Consider the following 16180-nt stretch of genomic DNA (forward strand, 5'->3'; position numbering starts at 1 on the left):
CATGAAATACGGTATTCTGATGTGACAAAACCTGAATCCTGGTCGTTAAAGTGTTTGTTTGCACTCATATTTTAACTGTTAGGACTCAGGTTTTTTTATTTAAAGCAAACTATGGGACAGCAGTGGCTTCGGCGTCCTTTTTTACACATCAGCTAAATGAGAGATAAATAATGAAAACCAGATTGATGCTTTTGACCGCAGCTATTGCACTCAGCGGCTGTAATAATGCAATGGACAGTATGCCCGATCCAAGCCCTGAGCAGGAAAAGGCAGCGCAAGTAGCTTATGAAGACCTGCGTGATGGAAAATATGACGAGTTTTTAGCTCAGCTTGAGCCGAAGTTGCAGGCAGAGTTTCAAAACAATGAAAAAATCATGAAGCGTTTTTCACGTTCAATTCCGCAAGGTGAATATAAGTCCAAGACTATCATGAGAAAGAACTTCGAGGAAAATAACGGTAAACCGAGTGAATACAAGGTCAGCTATGAAATTGTCTATCCAAAAAATCTGGTTCAGTATGATGTGAGTTTTGACCAGCCGAATGGCAGTACTAAAATCCGCAACTTTAATATTCAGGTATTTGGTGAATAATTTTCAATGCGAATAGCCTGAGTAAATCCAGATTTAAGAACGTGGGCGTAGCCGATAATAGCCTAAGACCATACAGATGATGCCGATCACCAATAGATAAGCAAGCTTTCCTAGAATCATATAAGTGGGCACACCCATCTGATTGAGTTGAATAAACATCTGCACGATTTGGGTCGAAGGTAAGGCTTGCCCAATAAGTTGGACCCAGACTGGCATGGCAGCATGCGGCCAGGCGACTCCTGAAAGCATAAAGAGCGGAATCGAAGTAAAAACAATGATATGACCGGCGCGTTCTGGCATGTCCAGAAAGCTGGCAAACAGTACTGTGATACCAATCATGCAGAATACAAAGATGGGTACAGCGAGCAGCATCCCCCAGAAATTTCCGCCACGGGGATAATCAAAATACCAGAAGGTAAATCCAAACAGGTAATAACAACCTAAACATCCAATGGTCAGAATTGCCAAGCTGAGGCCACTTAAGGTGGTCAGATTAATCACCTGTCTACTTTCTCGATACAACGCAATTAACATACTCAGGCCTAGAAAAATAGTCTGATGAATAATCAATGGCGCAACAGCCGGAAACACATAGCTGCCATAGCCAGAAAGCGTATTAAATAATGGAATCTGGTGAATGGATAGGGCAGGAGAGAAGTGTGAAATCTCGCTAAAGCGTTCAGCATATTCACTTAAGGTATTTTCTACTGAAGAGACCAAGCCCAAACCAATCTGTTTGGTAATTAAAAAGTTAGCAGCACTTAAGTACAGCCCAATCCCGCCATTTTCACCATGCCGGATAGATTGAGAAAGATTATCTGGTAATAATAAAATCCCGTCAGCTTTTTGAGTTTCCACCCAGTATTTGGCTTCAGCAAAATTTCCAGTCACCGCCTTGATTTGTACATTGGGGCTTTGGCTGACATGACTGATAATGGTATTGGTTAAAGCACTTTGCTCTTCGTCGACAATAATAATCGGCAAGGCTTCTGCCTGTTCAGCTTTATACGCCGTTGGATAAAAAAAGCTGTAAAACAGAACCGATAAAATTAGGGTGGTAAAAATACTGGTATTGCTAATAATGTCTTTAAAAGTTTGGCAATAAGCTTTCCAGAGTGATTTCATGGTGACACTCCTTTGGCTGTTTTTTTGAGAAAGACATAGGCCAGCACAGCATAAAGCACGACATAAATGACGAGCACGAACATCGGTTGCAGTGAAAGAGAGAGCGGACTGCCAATCACCCATTGCTCCGTCTGTAATTTGGCATAGGGTGTATAGGGAATAATATTGGCCCAGAACTGGGTGAATAGTGGGGCATTATTAAGGGGCAAAGTCACCCCAGCAAAACTGAGCGATGAACCACCATAAACTGCTAGTAGACCAAAAGATTTGGTCAGGTCTTGAGTGGCCAGAACCACCGCACTACTGATAAAGGCATAGGCACTATAGAACAGTATTTGCGCCAGAAGAATTGGCCATAATGACCCGGCAATAAACCAGCCGCGAATTTCGACCAGCCAAAACATCCAAGCCCAAGTCCAGAAACAAAAGATTGCTACATAAACCAGATTTTTAGACAGCAGTGCCGACCACAAGTTTTGTTGGGCAATCCAATGACTAACAGTATGTCGTTTAATTTCCTGACCCACAGCAAAAGCCACACAGCAACATAACAGCAAGTGCAAAATTGCCGGCACCATGTAAGGTTCCAGATAAAATTCATAATTCAGCTGCGGATTATACAGTGGGGAAATTTTAATATTCGGTGTAGGTGCTTCCAGATAGGGGAGCGTGTTGCCCAGATACTGCTTGCCGGTAAATTCAGCCAGAGCCTGCAAGGTGCTAAGTAGCATAGCCGAAGAAATGGTATTCCCGATACTAAAATAACTCTGATTAAAAGCAATACTAATTTCAGCATCCTGAGCTTTGACCAGTCGTTGCTCGGCTCCGGCAGGAATATGAATATAGCCCCAGATTTTATTTTCGTTTAATAGCTTTTCGATTTCGACCGTTTGATCAGAAATGGTATGCACTTGTAGGGTATGATTCAAAGATAAATGATCATAAATCTTGCTGCTCAGGCTACTTTGATCCTGATCAATAATGGCGACTGGTAGATGATCCGGTTTGCCTTTGGCAAACATGCTGCCAAGTAAAATCAGAATACAGGCTGGGGCGAGCAGAACCAGAGTCAGATCACATTTCTCTCTGCATAAATAGCGTATTTCACGCTGAATACCCGCCCAGAATCCAGAAGCCATTTATTTTGGCTCTTTCAATTTAAACAGCACGCTCATGCCGACTTTTAACTCAGGCATTTCAGTGACTGGCACAAGATGAACTTTAAAACTGCGGACATCATAACCACCGGTTTGGCGCGTGGTTTTAATGGTGGCAAATTCACCTTCAGCACTAATATTTTTTACTTTAAAAGTAGCTGATTGATTCAGTGCCGGAATAAACCCTTCAAGCTGTTGCTGTTTACCTAAAGCGGCATATTGGTCTTCACGAATATTCAGGCTAATCCAGCGTTCTGCCGAGATCAGGCTGACCACTGGCACTGCGGTTGCCACCAGCTCAGTGGCATTGCCATAGGTTTTGGAGACGGTACCATCAATCGGTGCCAATAATTCAGTTTCTGCTTCTAGTGCATTGGCTTCGGCGACTGCTGCACGGGCTATATCGACCTGAGCATCTGCAGAACTTTTCTGTTCTGGTGTACTGCCGCGTTTAGCCCGGGCATATTGCTGATAAGCGGCTTCTGTCATTTGGGATGCAGATTGTGAAGCTGCAAACAGTTCATCTCGGCGCTGGCGGGAAATGACACCCTCCTTAAACAGGTTAGCTCCACGTTGATAGGAAGTTTTAGCGAGTTGCTCCTGTGCTTTTAGTGACTGCCAGTTGGCATACAGAGAAGCGATATTTTCTTCCTGAGAACCACGTTCTGCGGTGGACTGAAGTGCTAATGCAGACTGTAAAGTAGCTAAAGCCTGCTGCTTTTTCGCCTCAATTTCAGGACTATGTAATTTTACCAGCGCCTGGCCTTTCTTGACGTTATCGCCTTCCTGTACATAAATCTTTTCAATCCGGCTTGGAACTTTGGTGGCCACTTGAACGGTTTCTGCCTCAACCCGGCCTTGTAGCTCGATTTCTTTGGGTTGATAGGTTTTCCATAGGCCAAACCCAATCAAAGCAAGAATCACTGGAATTAAAGCTAAAAGCAGATATTTTTTGCGCGATTTTTTTTCTGTGCTTTCAGGATTATCTGGCTCTGATTCACTGTAATTGATTTCTGAAGCTGTTTCATCAACAGGATGTTCTGGCTTTTGCTCATCTGTCATGTCTGGCTCCATTAACGAATATAGTGGGTATTGGCATGTTGCATGTAATTTGGAAATTCAACAATTGAGCCATGGCTCTGTAATAAGGTCGCAAGAGACATCACATATTTATAAGCATTTAATGCCATTTCTGCTTTTAAACTGCTGAGCATGTTTTGGGCATCGATGACCTGAGTGGCTGTCCCGACATCTTCCTTAAAGGATAATTCCTGAATACGCAGATTTTCCTGAGCTGCTTTCAGGTTCTGCTGAAGTAGAGCATCACTTTGCTGGGCGCTGACTGCTTCACTAAATGATTTATAAATCAGGTTTTCAATCTCCTGCTGGGTACGCGCCGTCATGAGTTCAGCGGCATAGCGTTTCAGCTCTGCAGCCTGAATATTTTTATTTTTATCAATGCCTGAGAACAGGTTATAACGTGCTGCAACCCCCACAATCCAGTTTTGATGTTGATCCAAGCTATATTCACCAAACGCAAAAACATTTGGCTTTTTAGCGGCCTGCTGGGCTTTGACATTGGCTTTGGCCAGTTCGGTATCCATCTGCATTTTTTTGATCAGAGGAGAGTTCTGGCTAAAACTGCTGAGCAGAATATTCACATTTTGTGGTTCAGCACGATTCACAAACAAAGGTGTGCTTAGCTCGGTGATATTGCTATCCAGCAACAGATTATTTAGCTGAAATAGGGCAGCATTCAGATTGGCTTGGGCATTTTGTTGTGCGCGTTCAGCATTATTGCGTGCCACTTCGAACTGCATGCGTTGACCTTTACTGATAAAACCCTGCTGTTCCAGCTTCAGAGCATTACGATAATGTTGTTGCATGGCATTTGAATTAAAGAGTGCTGCATCCAGTAACTGTTTTTGTAGTTGAACATTAAAGTAAGACTGAATCAGTTCAAAACGCTGCGTGTCCTGTTGCTGCTGATTGCTAAGTTCGCTACGTCCTGACTGAATATTGGCAATTTCTTTGGCGCTACGGGTGAGGCCTCCGGTATATAGTGGCATCATCACGGAAACAGTGGGACGAATCACCTGATCTTCAAGGACGACATTAGACGTATCCGGAATCAGACCAACTCCGCTATGAATAGTATTGTTAAGTCCTTCACGCAGTGGATCAGTAATACCTGCAGGTAGATCCACACCATTACTGGCTTCCCACTCATTAAGCCGGCCATTCACGCCTTGAGAGAGTGAATTTTCCAGATTATTTTTAAACTGCTTTAATGGAATATCGACTTCACTATGAAAGGCATAGGCACGAACATTCAGGTCAACACGAGGTAGGCCAATACCTTTGACAGCTTCTGCTTCAAGTTTTGACGCTTGCTCCAGACTTTGAAAAGCCTGGCTACTATAGGAACGTTGCAACAATTGTTGTTCTGCATCCTTAAAGCTGATGCTTTGTGCATAAGCAAAACTGCCATACATCATAGATGCAAGCACAGTCAGACCCCAGCAGACACATTGTTTATTTTTCTTCATATTCATAAAGTGGTAATGTAAAAGTCACATTAATTCAGTCTAAGCTGCATTATAAATCAAGTGCTTGCAGTGCAGGAATGGGTTAAGTTGTAGTATTGTTGTAATTTGAAACAATTCACTTCTCAAGTTTCAAGCTGATAGTTCTATGTCACTCTAAAACTTGAGCCGAGTTTAAATTCATTTTTCAATTATTTTATATTAGCGGCCGATTCAACATCTTCTAAGCATTGGATGAGATTGAATATTTTTAGCTGTACAATTTCTCATAAATGAAATCACCGAGTTAGAACAAAAAAATCAAAGATATTCAAATTATCCCCCGAATCTAGATTGGTTTTTTGACTCTATCTTCATTCTTGGATAGAAATAATTTTGTGCAAGCGACGTCCAGATATGGTTAAATGCCATCATTTTATTGTGTTTCACTCTGAAAGGAAAAATCATGCGCGCGTACAACTTCTGTGCTGGTCCTGCTGCATTACCTACTGCCGTACTTGAAAAGGCTCAAGCTGAAATGCTTGACTGGCAGGGCAAAGGTCTTTCGATCATGGAAATGAGCCACCGTAGCGCAGACTATGTTGCAGTTGCGGAAAAGGCAGAAGCAGACCTTCGCAAACTCATGAATATTCCTGAGAACTATAAAGTACTGTTCTTGCAGGGTGGTGCATCTTTGCAATTCTCGGCAATTCCATTGAACTTGCTGGGTAAAAACAACAAAGCTGACTATATCCGTACCGGTATCTGGTCTGAAAAAGCATTGAAAGAAGCTAAACGCTATGGCGATATCAATGTGGTTGAAGCAGGCATTAAAACTGAAGATGGTAAATTAGCGATTGCTGATCAAAGCACATGGAATCTTTCTGATGATGCCGCTTATGTGCATTATGCAGATAACGAAACTATTGGCGGTCTGCAATTTGCCCATGTGCCAGAAACTGATAAGCCACTCGTATGTGATTTCTCTTCAAGCATTCTGTCTGCACCGATTGATGTTTCTAAATTCGGTCTGATCTATGCCGGTGCGCAAAAGAATATTGGCCCTGCAGGTTTAACACTGGTTATTATCCGTGAAGATCTGCTTGATCAGGCTAAACCTGAAATTCCAAGCATCCTGAAATATGCAGATCAAGCGAAAAATGGTTCGATGGTCAACACACCATCAACTTATGCATGGTATCTATCTGGTCTGGTATTTGAATGGTTACTGGAACAGGGCGGTGTAGACGCGATTCATAAAGTGAACCTGCAAAAAGCTGAATTGCTTTATGGCTATATCGATTCTAGCGACTTCTATGCAAATCCGATTGCCAAAGAAAACCGTTCAATCATGAACGTTCCATTTACCTTGGCAAATCCTGAACTTGAAAAACAGTTCCTGCAAGAAGCAAAAGAAAACCATTTGCTTAACCTTGCCGGCCACCGTTCAGTAGGCGGTATGCGTGCCAGCATTTACAATGCCGTACCGTTAGAAGGTGTACAGGCATTGGTAAACTTCATGGATGACTTTGCTAAACGCAATGCTTAATTCCTGAGAATTAAAAAACCCGGCAATTGGCCGGGTTTTTTTATCATTTAATTCGGGTTAAAAAACAAAGTTATGTAAGATATAGCCGCAAATGAGCATACCCAATACGAAAAATAGGCATGACATCATATCAAGCTGATAACGCGAGCCAAGATGATGCTCAACCTGCTGTAAATTTTCTTCTTGAACGATTTTCATAGATATTTATTATCCGATCTATTTATCGTAAATGATTATTTGTTGATCGTATTTTTACCATAAAAAATTGATTAAATAAAGTACATTCTTAACTAAACTTCATAAAGTATTAATTTTATTTAAATAACTGGCCTCAATATATTCATAAAAATAGAACTATTATATTAAGTCATTATTTTTATAATGTTTTTAATATGATTATTCAGTTTAAGATAACATTGAAAATGAATTTATTTGAATTTAAATCTGTGGATAAATCTATTTTTAATAAATTCAAAATCCATTAATTCTGATTTCAATTGTGGATAAAAAATAATCAGAATTGAGAGAATATCGCACTAAAATAAATAAAAAACAGGAGACTCATATAAAAATATGAGCCTCCGATCTGGATATTCAGCTTAAGCTGCTTTTCGATAGATATTGGCCTGAATCCACAGATTGCCCCGAATATATTGACCAATCTGGAAATCTTTATGCTTGTCATTGCGGGTGGCTACACGGATCAAGGTAGCCGGCTGGCCTTCATCATGAATCAGGGTAACATCATAGAGCATGTAGTCCTGATCCATAAATTGCATTGAAGTTTTACCGACAATATTGCCCTGGAACCAGGCTTCATCTTCCTGACCCATGGTCTCACCATAGAGATAAGCGACCATTTTGGAGAAATCAACCGTTACCGGTTCTTTGTCTTCTTCAGATTTCGGCTCCCAAGCATCGATCTGTTCCTGTAAATTATCCGGTGCAACACCATTATTTTCCGCAAGAATTGCATTCAGGGCACGGTGATGTTTGATAGAGGCAGGATCATCCACGACTAAATGTTCATGGTCAGTCACCACTTCCAGTTCATAAGCCCAGGCATTTAAGTTGACGATATAAGACTGGTCTTTTTCATAATGCGACCGGTTGACGCTGTACAGCGTATCAAAGGCATAGATGATATTGTTGGCACCCAGATTGAGACGCAACACAGCTTGGGTGTCGGATTTACAAGAAATAATCCGGTCAATCGTGGCTTTCACCTGGTAGGGACTGTCAAAACCCGGAAATGCGGTTTTCACAGCCTGTGGCTTGTTATTTTCTACGGCAATCACTTGGCTTAATTGTACCGCAGCTTTGCTCGGTCCCTGAATCAGCCAGGTGGTTTCATCCATATCGCATTCTTGTGTACACAAGCCCATCGGCATTACAGGTGCGTCAAGGGCTTTGCCTAACCACTGGGGAACATCTGTGCCTGGGTTTTCAGTAAGCAAGGTCCAATGTTCGACATGACTACCGAAATTTTGATCATCAATAGTGATGATCTCTGGGCTATTCTGTTTTTTCATATGCACAATTGATCTTGGATGACTTATTTATAGTTAATCGAGGGTCATTACGATTTTTCAAGTCACTCGAATGAATTTAAAAATTAAAATGCAAATCATGTGAAGTCAAATATTTTTCTAGTTGTGAGTGGCTGACTCATTTAATACGGTTGAGTTGAGTATTTAAATACCAGGATATTCAGAGAAAGAGCAGTTTTAGGCATCAACCTGCATCCTCTGATTTGCTACACTAGTCCAAATTTCTCCCTTATGGAAAGCTGTGTGTTGCCATTCAAACTTTGGGTCGATGCAGATGCATTACCTCGTATTCTGAAAGATGTGATTATCCGTGCCTCCGATCGTTATCAGCTTGAAGTCACTTTTGTGGCTAATCAGCCGGTAGGGATTACACCGTCGATTCGTATCAATTCTATTCAGGTGATGAGCGGGGCAGATGCGGCAGATCAGGAAATTGTCGATCGTATGAAAGAGCATGACATTGTAGTGACGCAGGATATTCCTTTGGCTGCTCAAGTCATCGAGAAGGGTGGTATCGCGATTCACCCGCGTGGTGAAATCTATACAGTAGCTAACGTCAAAGCACGTCTGCATTTACGTGATTTTATGGATACCTTGCGTGGTGCTGGTGTACAAACCGGTGGCCCACCGCCGATTTCTGAACGTGATAAGCGTGAGTTTTCCAGCTCTCTAGATCAAACCATTCAAAAACAGAAACGTAAAACTGCGATTAAATAAAAAACGAGATCAAGTATGCCCCCAAAAAGTAACCTGATGTTGACCTATGCCTTGCTGGTTTTCATCTGGTCCACCACACCACTGGCGATTGTCTGGAGTGTGGAAGATTTGCATCCGATGTGGGCATTGGCGATCCGGTTTTTTCTAGCACTTCCTTTAGCCTTAGTATTACTGTGGTTATTTAAAACCAGATTACCGCTTGATCGTGTTTCCCTACATAGTTACTTGGCGGGTGCATGCAGTTTTATCGGCTCGCAAATTTTTACTTACTGGTCTACGGATTATTTAAGTTCTGGCATTATTGCCTTAATGTTCGGCTTGGCACCCCTCATTTCAGGTCTGATTGGGCGTTTTGTCTTTCAGATGCAACTTTCGCTAAATCAATGGCTAGGAATGGGAATTGCTTTAACCGGACTTTCGGTGATCTGTCTAGGCGATGCAGATCAGCATATACAGCCAATTGGAATCGTGATCGCTTTGGTTGGGGTATTAGTTTATTGTGTATCCATGTTCTGGGTGAAGAAAATCAATGCGCCAATTGATCCTATGGCACAGGCGGCCGGTTCGATTGGTTTGTCAGTCGTTTTCTCTATCGGTATGTTGCCATTTATCTGGCAATACGCACCCACTGCTATGCCACATGCCAAGTCCTTATTTGGTCTGGTGTATGCGGTAATTATGGCTTCGCTGATTGCGATGTTCTGTTATTTCAAACTGGTACAGAAAATTAAGCCAACCACCTTATCTTTAACTACAGTCCTGACACCGATGCTGGCCTTGCTGGTAGGCGTATTATTGAATAATGAAAAATTGCCGCTCATTGCTTTGGTTGGTGTAGTAATTTTATTGTTCGGCTTAGTGGTTTATTTCGCTAAAGAAATTAAGGCGAGCTATAAAGCCCGCCTTTAATAAAAAGATAAATGCCAGTCTTAAGCAAAGCTGGCTTTCACACATTCGCCCAGTTTGACGCGATCCTGAGGATGCAGGGTAATGAAATAAGCACCCGTACGATATTTCCCGTTTTCTTCTGCACGACTGTAGGCCACCTGAGCGGTTGCCGCGATGTGGAAGAAGTTTTCCGGGTGACTTAAAGTCACATGTAGATAGGTGCCTTCGCTAATCGGCTGATCACTAAAGAAGCTAAAACCGGTCTCTGAAAAGTTCACATGTTCCGGTACAGGTAACATGCTTTGTACAATTGCGTCATACAAAGAACCGGTAATAAGGTTTAATTTTTGGTTGAATAAGGATAAGATTCGAGCAATTTGTTGATCTTTTTCAGATAATTGTTCTAATTCGTAGTTAACAGCATGATCAAATTGATCTAGCTCTGCAAGTAGTAGAAAATAGCGGGGCAATACGAAATTAGCATCGTAAGGATCATTCAAGGCAACATCATCGGAAATAATCTGATAATTGATTCGTAAAGCAGCATCGATTCGAGACATGACTCGTCTTTCAGTGAATCCGTTTGGATGCTGTACATTTTCCATAATTTATTACCTCGGACTAGATGGTTATGTTCAAACCAATCTCGCTGTATATAGGGTTGAAATATACTCGCGCACGGCGTAGTAACCACTTCATTTCTTTTATCGCATTGGTCTCAATGATCGGTCTCACGCTCGGTGTAGCAGTCCTCATTACAGTTTTGTCTGTCATGAATGGTTTTGACCGAGAGTTGAAAAATCGCGTCTTGGGTATGGTTCCTCAAGCCACTGTTTCTTCGACGCAAATTCTAACAAATTGGCCTGAACTTGCAAAGCAGATTGAGCGGCATGAACACGTTCAAGGTGTGGCTCCGTTTACCCAGTTACAGGGGATGCTCACGGCTCAAGGGCAAGTTGCCGGAATTATGGTCAGCGGAATTGAACCAAAGTATGAGAAGAAAGTTTCGATCATCCAGAATCATATGGTCGAGGGTAGTATTGATAACCTGAAAAAAGGTGAATTTGGGATTGTTTTAGGCAAACAGATGGCAGATGCCATGGGCGTAGGCTTGAACGATAACATTACCTTGGTTCTACCTGAAGCGACGCCTTCACCAGCGGGTGTTGTGCCACGTTTTAAACGCTTTAAAGTGGTTGGGATCTTCAGCATTGGTGCAGAAGTTGATTCGATGATGGGTTATATTGCCTTGAACGATGCTTCAACCTTGTTACGTCTGCCAGATGGTGCACAAGGCGTACGTATGAAGCTGGATGACATTTTCGCAGCGCCTCAGGTTTCTCAGGAAATTGTGCGTGATTTACCGGGTAACTTCTATGCCTCTGACTGGACTTATACCCACGGTAATCTGTTCAGCGCAATTCAGATGGAAAAAGCAATGGTCAGCTTATTATTATTCCTGATTGTCCTGGTCGCAGCATTTAATATCGTGTCTTCACTGGTAATGGTGGTCACAGATAAAAAATCCGACATCGCAATTTTACGTACTTTGGGTGCTTCACCTGCCACGATTACCCGAATCTTTATGGTTCAAGGTACTGTGATCGGCGTAATCGGAACTTGTGCGGGTGCCATTCTCGGGATTATTGCCGCCACCAGTATTAGTAGTTTTATTGGCTGGTTAAACAATTCACTTGGCCTGAATATGTTTGATGCTTACTTCATCAACTATTTACCTTCTTATCTGCGCTGGCAGGATGTGGTCGTGATTGTAGGTCTGTCACTTGCTTTAAGTTTCCTGGCCACTATTTATCCAGCATTCCGTGCTGCTAAAATTCAACCGGCGGAGGCATTGCGTTATGAGTAATCTGGTTCTGGATGCCCAAAATATCGAGAAATCTTTTACAGATGGAAAATCTACGGTTGATGTGATCAAAGGGATTTCATTGCAGGTAAAGGCCGGGGAATTTGTTTCTATTGTCGGTTCAAGTGGTTCCGGTAAAAGTACCTTGTTGCATATTCTGGGAGGATTGGATCGTCCTTCTGCCGGACAAGTGATGGTCAATGGCCGCCGTTTTGACAATTTATCTGAAGCAGAACGCGGCTATGTCCGTAATGAAAATTTGGGCTTTGTATATCAATTCCACCATTTATTGCCAGAGTTTACTGCACTAGAAAATGTCGCGATGCCTTTAATGCTTCGTAAAAACGTCAAGTTTAAAGAGGCTAAACAGCAGGCAGAATACTTACTGGAGCGTGTTGGATTAACCCATCGTTTAACCCATCAACCGGGCGAACTTTCAGGGGGCGAGCGTCAGCGTGTAGCACTGGCTCGTGCCGTGGTGACCAAGCCGAAGTTAATGATGGCAGATGAGCCAACAGGTAACTTGGACCGTAAAACAGCCGATAAAATCTTTGAGTTGCTGACTGAATTACGTAGTGAATTCAATATGGCCATGTTAATTGTGACCCATGATGAACAATTGGCACATTCGGCAGACCGGATTCTACATATGCGTGATGGTCTATGGATGAATGACTAATTACAGAAATAATCTTCTTTAATTGAAGCTCACTTCGGTGGGCTTTATTATTGCCTGAAAATAATAATAAAAAAGAAAATCTTCATGTTGCAATGGCTGTGTCTGGGCTGGATTTTAGGCCTTGCCAGTATGGGAAAATCTTTTCTGAATATTGAGTTGAATTCAATCTCAGTGATATTTCTTGCTGTGCTCTTTTATTTCTGTAGTTCCAAGCTCAATACTGTTCTGAAAAAGCCCTTACATAAAGGATTGCTGGTAAGTACCTGTATTCTACTCGGGACATTTTTGGGATATGGTTATGCCAATCAACAGCTCAGCCAACGGCTATTGAATGTCGAGCATGAAGTACTGCAGAAAGACATTATCGTTTATGTCAAACGCTTGAATAAACTCGGTGAACAATCCATCCCGCAGCCTTTGGAAGTATTAAACCTCGATGGACGCACCGTAACCTGGATGGGTTTTCTACCTAAAACCTCATCGAATACTTCACAACTATCAGCGAATCATGAAAATTTAAATACGCTTGAACTGGGGCATTATTACCGGCTGCAAGGGCAGGTACGTCCTAATCACAGTTATGCAACGCCCGGTGCTTTTGATGCGGAAAAATGGGCACTGCAACAGAATGTGATGGCAGGTTTCCGGATCAAACAGATAGAGCAACTTGATTCAGCTACTGTTTCTATACTAGGGCATAGTAAGTATGTTCGAAAGCAGCGGTCTTTAACTCAGCAATTTTTACTTTGGATAGAGAAGAAGCGGTTGCAATTAAGAGAGTTCATAGCAAAGCAACCTGTACAAAATAAAGGTTTACTTCTGGCTTTGCTCACTGGAGATGAAAGCCTTTTAAATCCCGCAACTGAGCAGCAATTTCGACGTATGGGTATGAGTCACTTACTGGCGATTTCCGGACCACATGTGCTGATCTTTGCCCTGATGGTCTGCACCGTACTTCGATTATTCATTGCTCGAAGTATGCCTCAGCTTTATCTAAGATGGCCACGCCAGTATTTTTTAGCTTTGCCTTTTCTGTTTTGTGTGGTGCTGTACTGTGCCTTTGTGGGTTTTGAAATCCCGGCAATCCGCACTCTGCTGATCTGTATGATTGGTGTCTTCCTCATGCTGCTTCGACAAAATCTGCAGGCTTTAAAACTTCTGATTCTGAGTGCCGCCTTACTGTTATTCATTGATCCCTTTAGTATCTTGTCCGCGGCTTTCTGGCTGTCCTATGGGGCCTGTTTTGTATTGCTCAGAATTTATCAGACCATTCAACAGCAACCATCCGAGCAAAATCAGACAGCAATACAAAAACTGTATTTTGCAGCTAAAGTGCTAGTGGAATCACAGTGGAAAATCTTTCTCGCTTTATTTCCCTTAATGATGCTGTTTTTTAAGCAAATTGCCTGGATCACGCCATTCAGCAATCTGGTCGCAATTCCCTGGATCGGTCTTTTGATTGTACCGATCGATATTCTGGCAGCAATTCTTTTTTTTATCGCTGAACCGGTCTCAAGCATGCTATTTCAGCTGAATGATCTGTTGCTGAATATCCTGTTGGGCTTCTTAAATCTGCTGGATCACTGGTTTAAACCGCAGTTAATTCCAGTTGCAATGAATCTCTGGATGATTGGACTATCTATCCTGTCTTTGCTGATTTTATTCTTACCACGAGGCGTATTACCAAAATCCTGGATAGCTGTGGCGGTAGTACCAGTTTGTGTTCCTCAATTTAATCATCCGCCATTTCAGCTTTCGGTGCTGGACGTCGGGCAAGGGCAGGCGATATTCTTTCGTTATGGAACTCATAACATGATGATCGATATGGGCGGTTATTATGATGAGGAAAAATTTAGTATTGGGAAGCAGGTAATCATGCCATTTCTGTCGGTACAAGGTGTTTCTCAACTGGAGCAGGTGATTTTAACGCATCTGGATCAGGACCATAGTGGTGCTTATCACAGCATTAAAGACCAGCTCAAGATTAAGAATATCTATACCAATGAAGTGACCGAAACTGCAGCCTCTTCAAACTTTCAATTATGTTATCAGGGACAGCAGTGGCAATGGCAGGATGATGTGCAGATTAAGGTCATTGCACCAAAACTAGAACAATTAAATACTGCTAATTTCAATAAAAATGACCTGTCTTGTGTAGTGTATTTGCAGCTCAAAGATGTCTGGCCTTATCAGAATTTTCTGCTGATGGGAGATGCAGGTTGGCAGACTGAATATCAGTTACTCAAAGACTACCCCGATTTAAAAGTGGATGTCTTGGTCTTAGGCCATCATGGCAGTCAGCACAGTTCAGCTTATCAATTCTTGCAGCACTATCGTCCTAAACTGGCGATTGCGTCTGCTGGAAAATTTAATCGTTACGGGCATCCAAGTCAGTTGACTCAACAGCGTCTCAAAGAATTGGATATTCCTCTATTGACTACAGCAGAGCATGGCAGCCTGCATTTTCATCAGCAAGGAACTCAAATCATTCTAGAAACTGAAAGAAGTCGCTGGAAATGGTTACAAAAACAAAATCTAACTGACTGATTCTAGAGATGGTTCAACAGCAGCCAGATTAGAAGTTCTTAACTGGTTCACTTTGGACAAAGCTTGGTTATGATCAAGCTTATAAATATTTCCCAGATCTTCGTGAGCTCTAAAGCGTTTATAGCTCCAGTGATAATGTTCAGGATGACGCTGAATCAGGTTTTCAATCGTGTTGATGATGATGCCTGTACCTTGATTAGCATCTCCCTGATAAATTTTTTCATCTATGGCCTCGATATGAATATCAAAGCCAGCATTCTCATTACGCAGGGCATAAAGGAACAGCGCACGGGCTTTGGTTTTCTGGATCAGCTTGGCACTCAGATTGCTGGTAGCTAGAGGAACACCAAAGTAAGGAATATATTCACCGCCAACGTTGGGTGTATGATCCGGCAGAATGACAGTGGTGCCACCTTGCTTCAAGGCTTTGAAAATCTGTCGTACACCAGACTCATCTGTCGGCACCAGATTGGCCTGTTCGCGGCTGCGTGCTGCACGAACAAATTGATCCGCTGCCTGATTTTTTACAGGCTTATACATGATGGTCATTGAAGTGAATTGCGCAACATAGGCATTCATGATTTCCCAAGTGCCAAAGTGCGGCACAATCAGTACCAGACCTTTATTTTGTGCCAAGGCATCATGCAGTAAATCTTCGCCTATAACTTTATGCACTCTCTCAATATTTTTCTGATTACTCGAACCCCAAATACTAAAAAATTCAAAATAAGACATCAGTTCATTGCGAATCGCGGCACGGGTAATCCGTTCTCTTTCCTGTGTCGACAGTTCAGACAAACTGATCTCAAGGTTCAGGCGAATTACATCAGAAGTTTTAGAAACTTTAAAAATATTAACGATTAAGGCAAGAATCCGCGCAATCCATCGGGAAACTGAAAGCGGTTGGCGGCTAATATATTTGAGTAAACCGTAAGCTGAATTCTTTGAGCTGCGTTCAGTCATTGAGTTGTAATATTGATAAAATAAAA

14 protein-coding genes are annotated in these 16180 nt (G+C 42.2%); 7 read left to right on the top strand and 7 right to left on the bottom strand.

The window, feature by feature from the left end:
* Positions 1-170: 170 nt before the first annotated feature.
* The gene (locus tag FTV25_RS13295) at positions 171-590 is read left to right on the top strand and encodes a DUF3887 domain-containing protein (RefSeq protein WP_125278447.1); all 420 of its coding nucleotides are present in this window, start codon (positions 171-173) and stop codon (positions 588-590) included.
* Positions 591-623: 33 nt separating this feature from the next.
* Here FTV25_RS13295 and FTV25_RS13300 read toward each other — a convergent pair whose 3' ends face one another.
* From FTV25_RS13300 to FTV25_RS13315, 4 genes are read right to left on the bottom strand one after another with little or no spacing between them, the layout of a single operon-like run.
* Positions 624-1715: an ABC transporter permease gene (locus FTV25_RS13300; RefSeq protein ID WP_180004117.1), complete on the bottom strand. Its 1092-nt coding sequence runs from the start codon at positions 1713-1715 to the stop codon at positions 624-626.
* Positions 1712-2854: an ABC transporter permease gene (locus FTV25_RS13305; protein WP_180004115.1), complete on the bottom strand. Its 1143-nt coding sequence runs from the start codon at positions 2852-2854 to the stop codon at positions 1712-1714. Before FTV25_RS13305 ends, FTV25_RS13300 begins: the two co-directional genes overlap by 4 nt.
* Positions 2855-3934 (bottom strand): HlyD family secretion protein, encoded by a 1080-nt coding sequence (locus FTV25_RS13310; RefSeq protein ID WP_179992663.1) that lies wholly within the window; start codon positions 3932-3934, stop codon positions 2855-2857.
* A gap of 11 nt (positions 3935-3945) precedes the next feature.
* The gene (locus tag FTV25_RS13315; RefSeq protein ID WP_180004113.1) at positions 3946-5427 is read right to left on the bottom strand and encodes a TolC family protein; all 1482 of its coding nucleotides are present in this window, start codon (positions 5425-5427) and stop codon (positions 3946-3948) included.
* 436 nt (positions 5428-5863) lie between these two features.
* On the opposite strand from FTV25_RS13315, the gene serC reads away from it, so the two are divergent.
* Complete coding sequence (gene serC / locus FTV25_RS13320; RefSeq protein WP_166137710.1) at positions 5864-6946, top strand: 3-phosphoserine/phosphohydroxythreonine transaminase; 1083 nt, start codon at positions 5864-5866, stop codon at positions 6944-6946.
* 599 nt (positions 6947-7545) lie between these two features.
* On the opposite strand, the gene FTV25_RS13325 is transcribed toward serC, so the two are convergent.
* Positions 7546-8478 carry a hypothetical protein gene (locus tag FTV25_RS13325; RefSeq protein WP_159124053.1) on the bottom strand — a complete coding sequence of 311 codons (933 nt, stop codon included), beginning with the start codon at positions 8476-8478 and terminating at the stop codon, positions 7546-7548.
* Positions 8479-8727: 249 nt separating this feature from the next.
* Between FTV25_RS13325 and FTV25_RS13330 the strand changes: the two genes are divergently transcribed.
* Both FTV25_RS13330 and FTV25_RS13335 read left to right on the top strand, forming a co-directional pair.
* On the top strand, positions 8728-9213 hold the full coding sequence (locus FTV25_RS13330; RefSeq protein WP_159124052.1) for a YaiI/YqxD family protein: 486 nt from the start codon (positions 8728-8730) through the stop codon (positions 9211-9213).
* 15 nt (positions 9214-9228) lie between these two features.
* The gene (locus FTV25_RS13335) at positions 9229-10122 is read left to right on the top strand and encodes a DMT family transporter (protein ID WP_004784646.1); all 894 of its coding nucleotides are present in this window, start codon (positions 9229-9231) and stop codon (positions 10120-10122) included.
* Between the two features lie 20 nt (positions 10123-10142).
* Here the strand turns inward: FTV25_RS13335 and FTV25_RS13340 are convergent, their stop codons facing one another.
* On the bottom strand, positions 10143-10706 hold the full coding sequence (locus tag FTV25_RS13340; protein ID WP_180004111.1) for a PilZ domain-containing protein: 564 nt from the start codon (positions 10704-10706) through the stop codon (positions 10143-10145).
* A gap of 26 nt (positions 10707-10732) precedes the next feature.
* Between FTV25_RS13340 and FTV25_RS13345 the strand changes: the two genes are divergently transcribed.
* The 3 genes from FTV25_RS13345 to FTV25_RS13355 all read left to right on the top strand — a co-directional run bounded on the left by FTV25_RS13345 (position 10733) and on the right by FTV25_RS13355 (position 15191).
* On the top strand, positions 10733-11968 hold the full coding sequence (locus FTV25_RS13345; protein WP_034170943.1) for a lipoprotein-releasing ABC transporter permease subunit: 1236 nt from the start codon (positions 10733-10735) through the stop codon (positions 11966-11968).
* Positions 11961-12644, top strand: a complete 684-nt coding sequence (gene lolD / locus FTV25_RS13350) for a lipoprotein-releasing ABC transporter ATP-binding protein LolD (RefSeq protein WP_159124049.1) — start codon at positions 11961-11963, stop codon at positions 12642-12644. Before FTV25_RS13345 ends, lolD begins: the two co-directional genes overlap by 8 nt.
* Positions 12645-12728: 84 nt before the next feature.
* Positions 12729-15191: a DNA internalization-related competence protein ComEC/Rec2 gene (locus FTV25_RS13355; RefSeq protein ID WP_180004103.1), complete on the top strand. Its 2463-nt coding sequence runs from the start codon at positions 12729-12731 to the stop codon at positions 15189-15191.
* Here FTV25_RS13355 and FTV25_RS13360 read toward each other — a convergent pair.
* The gene (locus FTV25_RS13360) at positions 15180-16154 is read right to left on the bottom strand and encodes a lysophospholipid acyltransferase family protein (RefSeq protein ID WP_004784636.1); all 975 of its coding nucleotides are present in this window, start codon (positions 16152-16154) and stop codon (positions 15180-15182) included. The two genes, FTV25_RS13355 and FTV25_RS13360, sit on opposite strands and share 12 nt — an antisense overlap.
* Positions 16155-16180 lie beyond the last annotated feature (26 nt).

Source organism: Acinetobacter sp. YH12249 (assembly GCF_013417475.1).
Lineage (GTDB): Bacteria > Pseudomonadota > Gammaproteobacteria > Pseudomonadales > Moraxellaceae > Acinetobacter.